Genomic DNA, 9,888 nt, shown 5'->3' with positions numbered 1-9,888 from the left:
TTAAACGAGCGCCCATATTATTTGTTACTAAGTAAATATATTTTATGTATTTACTTATCTTAACATAGTTAGATTTTTCCCCACCTACCTACTTAATACAAATTCAGTAGACCGAAAAGTTTTTTCTCTTCCTTACCATTCGTTCATTTGAGCCAGAGAATTATAGGATCTTGTATTTTACACATTTGTATGTAAGAATTATTTTACATAAAATACTGTAAGTCTATCGACTTTTTGAAGTAAATGCTTCTCAAGCTTTTAAATCTAGCTGATTGTAAATGAAAGCACTCAGCGAATATTCATTTGCAATTAGTATTCAATAACTAAAATCAATCTAAATAACAATTTAATCTAGTGTAAATTAAACTAACAAACTGAAAGAAGAAAGAATAAATTAGAATAAAAAACAATGTGGATTGTTAAACTTGCCCTTCGTCGCCCCTACACCTTTGTAATTACTTCTATACTTATTTTTGTCTTAGGAGTAGTTACTATTACACGCATGGCAACGGACATTTTTCCAGAAATTAATATTCCTATTGTCAGTGTAATTTGGTCTTATAGTGGTGTATCACCAGAAGAAATGGAGCAGCGTATTGTTACAGCTAGCGAACGCTCTTTTACAACTACTGTTAATGATATCGAACACATTGAATCCCAATCACTTAATGGTGTTAGCATCATTAAGGTTTTCTTCCAACCAGGGGCAAAAATTGAAGCAGCAGTAGCTCAACTTACCTCTAATACTCAAACGATTCTTCGAGGTTTACCTCCAGGAATTACACCTCCTTTAATTATTCGCTACAATGCCTCGAATGTGCCCATTCTTCAGCTAAGTGTTAGCAGCACATCACTATCAGAGCAAGAACTTTACGATAACGGCAATAATTTTCTGCGGACTCAGCTAGCGACTGTTCAAGGTGCATCTGTACCGTTGCCTTATGGAGGTAAACCTCGACAAATTATGGTAGATATTGACCCACAGGCACTCTTTGCCAAAGGTCTTTCAGCTACAGATGTCACAACCGCAATCAGCGCCCAAAATCTGATCTTACCAGGGGGAAATGCCAAATTAGGCGATCGCGAGTACAGTGTTCGACTCAATAGTAGTCCCCAAGTCTTAGACGCATTGAACAATTTACCCATTAAACAAATTAACGGCACTGTAATTTATATACGTGATGTTGCCCAAGTCCATGATGGCTTTGCTGTGCAGAACAATATTGTTCGTCGAGATGGGCGACGCTCTAGCTTATTAACTATTCTCAAAAATGGTAGTGCTTCAACTTTAGATGTTGTAGCTAGAGTCAAAGAAAGGCTACCAAAAATTCAAGCCACATTACCCAAAGAATTAGATTTAGAAATCTTATTCGATCAATCCATATTTGTTAAAGCTTCGATCCACGGAGTATTAACTGAAGGATTGATAGCAGCTTGTTTAACTGCCGCGATGATTTTATTATTCTTAGGCAGTTGGCGCAGCACTTTAATTGTGGCAATCTCCATCCCTTTATCAATTCTTTGTTCTATCATCGCTTTGAGGTTAATAGGACAAACTCTGAATATTATGACCTTGGGGGGTCTATCTCTAGCAGTTGGAATTTTAGTCGATGATGCCACAGTAGAAATTGAAAATATCCATCGGAATTTAGGACAAGGAAAACCTCTGCAACAAGCTATTTTAGATGGCGCACAACAAATAGCTGTTCCGGCTTTCGTTTCAACCTTGGCAATCTGTATTGTTTTTATCCCAATTGTCTTTTTAACAGGAGTAGCACAATCGCTATTTATGCCTTTAGGAATGGCGGTTGTTTTTGCGATGCTTGCTTCCTATCTACTATCGCGGACAGTAGTACCAATGTTGGCAAAGTTTCTTCTTGGAAAGGAACTACATCTTTATACTGAACATGAAAGTTTAGGTAATAACGGTAATGGTCATGTATCTGACCCAGTTTCTAAAAAAGATATTTTCTGGCGGATTCATGAGCAGTTTAACCGCCAATTTGAGAAATTTCGCCAAACCTATCGAAATACTTTAGCCAAAGCTCTAAATCATCGGGGTGTAGTTTTTGCGATGTTTGGTGCTTTTTGGGTAAGCGCCTTAGTTTTACTACCTTTTGTTGGTCAAGACTTTTTCCCACAAGTAGATGCAGGTCAGTTTCGGCTGCACGTCCGCGCTCCTGCGGGAACACGACTTGAAAAGACAGAACAGATTTTTACTCAAGTTGAAAATGAGATTCGTCGGGTTATTCCTGAGCAAGAATTAGAAATTATTCTTGACAATATTGGTTTACCTGTAGGTGGAGTCAACCTGGCTTTTAGCGACACAGCAACCATTGGCACTGGTGATGGAGAAATTCTTGTCGGTCTTAAAGAAGGTAAACATCATTCTACTTGGCAATATGTTAGACAACTACGCCAAACATTAACCGCCCAATTTCCTGAATTAACCTTCTTTTTCCAACCTGCGGATATAGTAACTCAAATTCTCAATTTCGGTTTACCAGCCCCTATTGATATTCAGGTCATAGGCCCAGCTAAAAATCGTCGGGATAATTACAAGATTGCCAAACAAATCAAAACCCAAATAGCTCAAATTCCGGGAGCAGTTGATGTTCATTTACATCAAGTCGTTGATGCCCCAGACCTACGTATTAATGTAGATCGTTCTCAAGCACAACGTAACGGTTTAACTCAACGAGATGTTGCCAATAATCTACTCACATCATTAAGTTCTAGTGGTCAAACATCACCCAATTTTTGGCTCGATCCTATCAAAGGAGTCAGTTATCCAGTAGCAGTACAAGTTCCCCAATACAAACTTAACTCACTAGAAAAAATTCAGAATACTCCTATTGCTAACGGTTCTAGCTCGTCACAACTTTTAAGCAATATTGCTATTGCTAAACGTGGCAAAGCTCCTGCTGTTGTTAATCATTACAACGTACAGCCTGTATTTAACATTTACGCCAATGTTCAAGGTCGTGATTTAGGTGGTGTAGCCAGCGATATTTATAAAGTAGTTGGGCAATTTCAGCAGAAGTTACCACGTGGAACGTCAATTATGGTGAAAGGTCAAGTAGAAACGATGAATTCATCTTTTCTAGGATTAGAAGTAGGATTGATATTTGCTATTGGATTAGTTTATTGCTTAATAGTAGTCAACTTTCAATCTTGGGTTGATCCATTCATTATTATGATGGCACTACCAAATGCTTTAGCAGGAGTTGTCTGGATATTGTTTGTGACTAACACGACTTTTAGCGTACCTTCTTTGATGGGTGCAATTATGAGTATTGGGGTTGCTACTGCTAATAGTATTTTGCTTGTCACCTTTGCTAATGAGCAACGTCTAATAGGAGAAAAAGCTGTTTCCGCAGCTTTAGCTGCTGGTTATACCCGTTTGCGTCCAGTATTGATGACTGCTGGAGCCATGATTATGGGGATGTTACCAATGTCTCTTGGTTTAGGAGAAGGTGGTGAACAAAATGCTCCTTTAGGACGTGCTGTGATTGGTGGATTATTAGCCGCAACAGTAGCAACTTTAATTTTTGTACCTGTAATTTATAGTATTTTGCGCCGAAAACAACCCCAAAATTTAGAGTTTGAGGAAGAACTATCCTCTACTATCAAATTAACTGTAGCTAATCGGTAAATAATTCGTGAATAATTTAGATATCCGAATTCTTAGAGAAGTTGGGTATCTGAAAGAATTTCGATAAATCAACAAATTAAATAGAATTTTATAATATGGATACTCAAGAAAATACCCAAGTTGATAATTCTGATATCGCAGCAACGACTAAAAAAAGTCGCTTCACTTCTATCACCATTATTGCTACGACTAGTTTAGTTGTTACTGGACTTTTAGCACTTGGTATTATACCTCGCGTACAAAATCAATCAGAATTAAATGCTTTCGCTAAATCTACAACAAAAAAAGTTTCTTCTGTCAATGTAGCTAAGCCAAAAGTTGCTGCCAATTTTACCGAACTAGTTCTACCTAGCAGTATTCAAGCCAGCCAAGAAACCACAATTTATGCCCGTACCAGTGGCTATTTACAAAAGAAATTTGTAGATATTGGCGAACGTGTAAATAAGGGACAGCTATTAGCTATAATTGATGCCCCAGAAACTGACCAAGATATACAGCAAGCTCGTGCAGAATTGGCAAAATCTGAGGCAAATTTGGCTCAAGTTCAGGCAGATTTAGCACAAAAGCAAAGTAATCTTTCTCAAACAAAAGCTAACTTAAAGGCTAGACAAGCGGAATTAGCCGAAGCACGTACTAACCTAGAACTAGCACGTCAAACTTGGCAACGTTGGCAATTACTTCAAAAGCAAGGAGCCGTAACTACACAAGCTGCTGATGAACGTGAAAGTGCTTTTAATGCAAGTCGAGCTAATGTAGATACTTTAATTGCTCGCGTTAATTCAGACCAAGAAAGTGTAAATACTGCTCTTGCAGCTATTAATTCCCAAAAAGCTAACATTAATGCGTTTATCGCAAGTAGAAGTGTTACTAAATCAGATTTACAACGGATAACTGCTTTACAAACATTCAAACAAATTGTTGCCCCTTTTGCAGGTGTAATTACTGCTCGCAATGTCGATTCAGGAGCTTTAATTTCTGCGGGTAGCAATAATAATAGTGGGAATTCCTGGTTATTTAAGATTGCTCAGACAAAAAATTTACGTATCCGAATTAATGTTCCCCAGGCTTTTGTGCAATCAATTCACATTGGACAAACTGCGCTTGTTCGTGTTCGTGAGTTACCGAAAAAATCTTTTTCTGGTAAAGTTATTCGGACTGCTGATGTCTTAGATGCTACTTCTAATACCCTTTTAACTGAAATTGAAATACAGAATTCAGACAATGTATTGCGTCCTGGGATGTATGCTGAAGTGACTTTTAAGGCTGAACGTGCCAATCCACCTTTATTAGTACCAGCTAATACCTTAGTGATTAATACAGATGGTATACAAGTAGCCACTGTGACAAAGGAAAAGAAAGTTAAATACCAGAAAGTAGAGCTTGGACGAGATTATGGTACTGAAGTTGAAGTTGTTTCTGGTTTAAGCCCTAATGTTAGGTTAATTACTAATCCAACAGATGCTCTCCAAGATGGGAAATCGGTTCAGGTTCTTGCATCTAAGCATAAGATTAAGAATTAAATTAATGTTGGGTTTCGTGGCAAAAGAAGGCTTTACTACTGCTATTGATAAGCTCAAAGCATTATCTGATGAAATTGGAGCCATCAGATTGCCCCTGTTTGAATCAAATGGTGTATGAATATATTGCTATCTAGAAACTATCCTTATAAATAGAACACCAAAGAAAGAACCGATGCCCAGCAAAACTATTGAAGTCCGGGAGTACACCGTCAGAGCGCACAAGCGGGAAATTCATACTCGCGTTTTCAACTTTGTGTGTAAGCAGTGTGAGCAACCCACACAACTAGAAACCTTTGGTGTGCGACCTCTCTACTGTGAAACAAGCCGTCCTCCTCAACCTCCCAAGCAATCGAAAGTAGTCCCTATAGGCAAGAGGAAACCTAGAGCGATGAACTATAAGAGTGGGAAGGATATCGCTGGGTGATTTTTGCCTCATGGTTTTGAGCAATACCTTCTCTTTCAGAGACGCTAACGCGTAGCTTGCTTCCACGAAGTGGTACGAGAGGCAATGCCTTCCCTGTGGAACGCACTCGCGTTCGGCACGTCTTCTCTACGAGACGCACTCGCGTTCGACGAACGCTTACGGAAAAAGCGGTTACGCCATCGCACGAAAGGGAATGAAGCAGCAGCTATATGTGAAGTTACGGCAGTTGACATCAAGTGGACAGCCGTGAAGAGGCTGTAGATTGGCTGTTGCACGGGTTGCAAAAACAAGCCAAACCGTATCTATTATCCTTGCACGCTTTGCTATTGGCGGCTGTTGAAAGGGAATACAACCTTGTATGGAGACAGACAAAGTAAACTTGATTGTTAATGCAACAATTCAACAATTATCTCATTGTATGAAAGCAATCCTTAATCTCATTGGTCTTCTGTGCTTGCTCTTAAGAGACGCTGCATTGCAACGTTTCAAATGTTGGGTGCGAAATGGGAAATTGCGTATTTCTAGGCATTTACAACCTTGGGAAATACCCGATTCAAGTCTAATAAAACATCTTCAAATCCAGGAATCGCTACTGACTGATGTGGTAAAGATATCTGCTTGCTGAGATAATTGAATTCACCTTGAGCATTTTGATAGGGTTGGCTATAACGCTCAAGTTGGCGAACATTTAAGTTGACAATCCAATAATCAGAAATTGCGGCTTCTGCGTAGATTTTTAACTTTGTTGTTTGGTCGTAATCTAGGGTTGAGTCCGAAATCTCAATCACTAAAAAAATATCTTCTGGATAAGGATGATGGGCGAGATAATCTTCGTCTTTGCCACGTGCTACCGCCACATCTGGTTCAGGTTCACTTTGCGAAGGCAAAGTAATCGGATCTTGTCCGCGAATCACGGCGCGATCGCCCAACAACCGATCCAATTGGCGGCATAAGATAGAACCGCAGACTGTATGAGGTGTGCCCTTGGCTACCATCTGAATTAGTTCTCCGCGAATCAACTCGATGCGATCGCTCTCCTTTAGAAATTCCAGTTCAATCAGCCGATGATATTCGTCAATAGTAAATCGTTTTGGTGTGACAACGTTCATGGGACATCATCGATTTAACTGTTATCTACTTTCTAGCTTACCATCTGTATTCAAGAGAGTGGAATTGCCCTAACTGTGGGATACACCACGACAGAGATATTAACGCAAGTAAGAATATTTTGGCTGCGGGACTCGCAGTTTCAGCGCCAGTCACTCATGGGGGAAACCCCCTTGGCGCTAGCCTCTCCCAATGTGAGAAGACCGCGCTGGCTTGTCTGTGGAGCGAACATAAGACCGGACAGCCTTAAGGGTGAAGGGCAGTTGTGAAATACCCGTAAGGCTTGCCTTGAGCGTAGCCGAAAGGGAAAGAAACAGAAACCTAAGTCGTGAGTCTTAGGAATCCCCGACCATTTACGGCGAGGTGGATGTCAAACTGTAGCTGCGAAAAAACGTAGTTTTTCATGCAGGGCAATCGGTGGCAGTCCAGTTTTTTGGTATCTTATCTTGGTATTACACCCAAGACCTTGCACCCTAGTTTTGGTTAACATAGAAATTCCCCTGACATTGCACATATTGTATGCCCAAGACTTGGAACATCAAGATAGATAACTATTTTCAAGCCAACCCTAATTGCATCATCGCCACTGCCCATGTAGACAGCTTCCCTATAGACCTGCCGCTAGAACCGAACATCCGCGAACCGAACCGCAAAAGCGCGACCTACAGACAAATGTTCGACTCACTGACAACCGAACCTGCAAAATTCTTCTCTCGCCACAGTGGAATCGTTCTGTCAGCCAATAAAACTAAACCTGTCAAGAACAAAACTGAACTGGAGCTAGAAGTCTTAGAAGCTAACGAGGGGGGTAGCGATGGGATTATTAATGGTGGGCATACAGTTTTAGCTTTTGAGCAAGCGAAAAATTACAAATATGATTTAACCGAAGCCAGGGTAAAAGTTACGATTCACATCGGACTGACTGAAGAATCAGCTAAAGATATAGCCCTAGCTTCAAATACTACAACACCAGTAGATTCTCGCTCCAAAGTCAACGCCAGGGGTGATTACAAATTCATCAAGCAGTATTTAGCCCAGTTAGAACAGAAGGAAGATAGAAAATTCCGCATCGCTTATTACCAAAACCAAAGCGGCGCTCCTAGAAACGCCCAGTGCAATGTCACCCATTTGCTCAAGCTCCTTTACTGCCTCGACAGAAATAAATACAACCCCGACGGCAATAAACGAACCAAGCATCCAGTAGGAATGAGTCTTCCAAGTAACATCACAGATGCAGAAAGGGAAAGATTAACCGCTTTACTGCCTCTCTTGACTCATGCCCTGTGGATAGAGCAAAGGCTGTACGAAATAATCCAAGAACATATCAGCAACCCCAGAAGAAAGGGTGCTAACGACCTAGCATCAATTGATATACGTAAAACTACATTGTTGCCTGACAGCAAGTATTCATTCGGGTTTAGTGCGCCAACCGACTTGGCACTACCAATAATTGCATCCTATCGGGTATTTTTGGACAAGGACTATAAATGGATTCTGCCGTTTAACGAATTCGCTGAAGATTTCCTCCAACACCTGTGGAATAACTATTTCCGCAAATACTTGGTGTCGGAGAAAACAGCAGGAAATACAGTCGGCACAAAAATCAGCCGCAATCAAGAGATTTGGGAAAGTCTGTATATATCGGCGCAAAGTTATCTAAATCAGCACTTGATGAAAATGGTCAACTCTAGTAAGCAAGAAGAAGAATCTCATGTGACACAAGGTGCAAACAAGAGGGCAAAAGGGAAAAGGGGTGAACTCAACGCGACTACTGTTCCCAAATAGTTTTTTACCGAATAGGGCATGAGGTATAGGAGAATGGCACGAAGAAAAGTGTAAATCCCTGGTATTCCTGGATGAAAGGGTGTGGAGTTGCTAAGTTCGGGTGTGGGGAATTAAGAAGATGTTGAACTCCTTGACGCACTCGCATTTAATTGTCTAGAACACACGAAGCTGCAACTCTACCCCCAACAAGATAGTCAGCAAAGAGGTTTCACATAAATCTTCGTGCCATTCGGAATGGAGGTATAGTAAGCGCTCACTGGATACCGTTATAGATGATTGTGTTCTAGGTTGAATTTATTTATCGCAATCTCAGGTTAATATTTTTTAGCTGTTAAATCAGGAAAATTAATTCAGCGATTTGATTTATACTTTTAAATTCGTCTAAATATCAAAAAAGTTTTACTGTATGTCCAGCCTGAGTCCAGACATGGTTCGTATCTATTTGCAAGAGATTGGTCGTTACCCAATGCTAACCGCAGACCAAGAAATTGCTTATGGGAGGCAGGTACAGCAAATCATGGCAATTGAGCAAAGAAAAAATGAACTCACCCAACAACTAGATCGTGAGCCAACAATGGTCGAATTAGCTGTTGATGTTGACAAAAGTGAATTGGAAATAGCTCAAATACAAAATCTTGGGCAACGAGCCAAACAAAAAATGGTGACAGCAAACTTGCGTCTGGTGGTTTCGATTGCCAAAAAATATCAGAAGCGCAATCTGGAATTCCTAGATTTGCTGCAAGAAGGGGCAATAGGTTTACAAAGAGGTGTAGAAAAATTTGACCCCAATCGCGGTTATAAGCTTTCCACCTACGTATACTGGTGGATTACGCAGTCAATCACACGGGCAATTGCAGAGAAATCCCGTACTGTACGCTTGCCAATTCATATTACCGAACAACTGAATAAAATCAAGAAAGTACAGCGAGAATTATTTCAGACACTGGGTCGTCCAGCTAGTGTTGTAGAAATTGCTGAAACTTTAGACTTACAACCAAGTCAGATTAGGGATTTTCTCAGCAGTTCAAAGCAACCAATTTCTCTAGATGTAAAGATTGGAGATAACCAAGACACAGAACTTAGCCAACTTTTACCAGATGAGGGCATATCTCCAGACGAACATATCACCAAAGAACTTTTGCGCCAAGACATCAATAATTTATTAGAATCACTCAAACCGACACAGCGTGAAGTATTAATTTTGCGTTTTGGGTTAGAGAACGATCAAGAACTAACTTTAGCTCAAATTGGAGAGAAATTGAATGTCAGTAGAGAACGAGTTCGCCAAATTCAGCAGCAAGCAATCACTGTTCTACGTCGTCAAAAAACTGAAATTCAGCAGTATTTAGTTTCGTGAGAAGTACTTATTGATGATATTTTCGGGACTAATTAGCAAA

Annotated in this window: 7 protein-coding genes; 6 read left to right on the top strand and 1 reads right to left on the bottom strand. The window is 40.2% G+C overall.

Annotated features, from left to right (window positions below; all coding sequences use genetic code 11):
• The first annotated feature begins 409 nt into the window (after window positions 1-409).
• The 3 genes from V7K69_RS09530 to V7K69_RS09520 all read left to right on the top strand — a co-directional run bounded on the left by V7K69_RS09530 (window position 410) and on the right by V7K69_RS09520 (window position 5,599).
• Window positions 410-3,655: an efflux RND transporter permease subunit gene (locus V7K69_RS09530; protein ID WP_335033616.1), complete on the top strand. Its 3,246-nt coding sequence runs from the start codon at window positions 410-412 to the stop codon at window positions 3,653-3,655.
• Between the two features lie 95 nt (window positions 3,656-3,750).
• On the top strand, window positions 3,751-5,175 hold the full coding sequence (locus V7K69_RS09525) for an efflux RND transporter periplasmic adaptor subunit (protein WP_335033614.1): 1,425 nt from the start codon (window positions 3,751-3,753) through the stop codon (window positions 5,173-5,175).
• Between the two features lie 172 nt (window positions 5,176-5,347).
• Window positions 5,348-5,599, top strand: a complete 252-nt coding sequence (locus V7K69_RS09520) for a hypothetical protein (RefSeq protein ID WP_335033612.1) — start codon at window positions 5,348-5,350, stop codon at window positions 5,597-5,599.
• Window positions 5,600-6,120: 521 nt separating this feature from the next.
• Here V7K69_RS09520 and V7K69_RS09515 read toward each other — a convergent pair.
• The gene (locus tag V7K69_RS09515; RefSeq protein ID WP_109012796.1) at window positions 6,121-6,708 is read right to left on the bottom strand and encodes a Uma2 family endonuclease; all 588 of its coding nucleotides are present in this window, start codon (window positions 6,706-6,708) and stop codon (window positions 6,121-6,123) included.
• 5 nt (window positions 6,709-6,713) lie between these two features.
• Here V7K69_RS09515 and V7K69_RS09510 point away from each other — a divergent pair, with 5 nt between their 5' ends.
• The 3 genes from V7K69_RS09510 to V7K69_RS09500 all read left to right on the top strand — a co-directional run bounded on the left by V7K69_RS09510 (window position 6,714) and on the right by V7K69_RS09500 (window position 9,848).
• A complete protein-coding gene (locus tag V7K69_RS09510) occupies window positions 6,714-6,956 on the top strand; it encodes a zinc ribbon domain-containing protein (RefSeq protein WP_442936128.1) in 243 nt (80 codons plus the stop codon).
• Window positions 6,957-7,225: 269 nt separating this feature from the next.
• Window positions 7,226-8,491, top strand: coding sequence for an AIPR family protein (locus tag V7K69_RS09505; protein WP_335033609.1), 1,266 nt, complete (start codon window positions 7,226-7,228; stop codon window positions 8,489-8,491).
• A gap of 406 nt (window positions 8,492-8,897) precedes the next feature.
• The gene (locus V7K69_RS09500) at window positions 8,898-9,848 is read left to right on the top strand and encodes an RpoD/SigA family RNA polymerase sigma factor (protein ID WP_335033607.1); all 951 of its coding nucleotides are present in this window, start codon (window positions 8,898-8,900) and stop codon (window positions 9,846-9,848) included.
• Window positions 9,849-9,888: the final 40 nt, after the last annotated feature.

The sequence above is a fragment of the Nostoc sp. genome, assembly GCF_036917775.1.
Taxonomy (GTDB): domain Bacteria; phylum Cyanobacteriota; class Cyanobacteriia; order Cyanobacteriales; family Nostocaceae; genus Nostoc.
The sequence above is the reverse complement of the archived record's forward strand: the minus strand, read 5'-3'. Positions and strand labels throughout refer to the sequence as shown.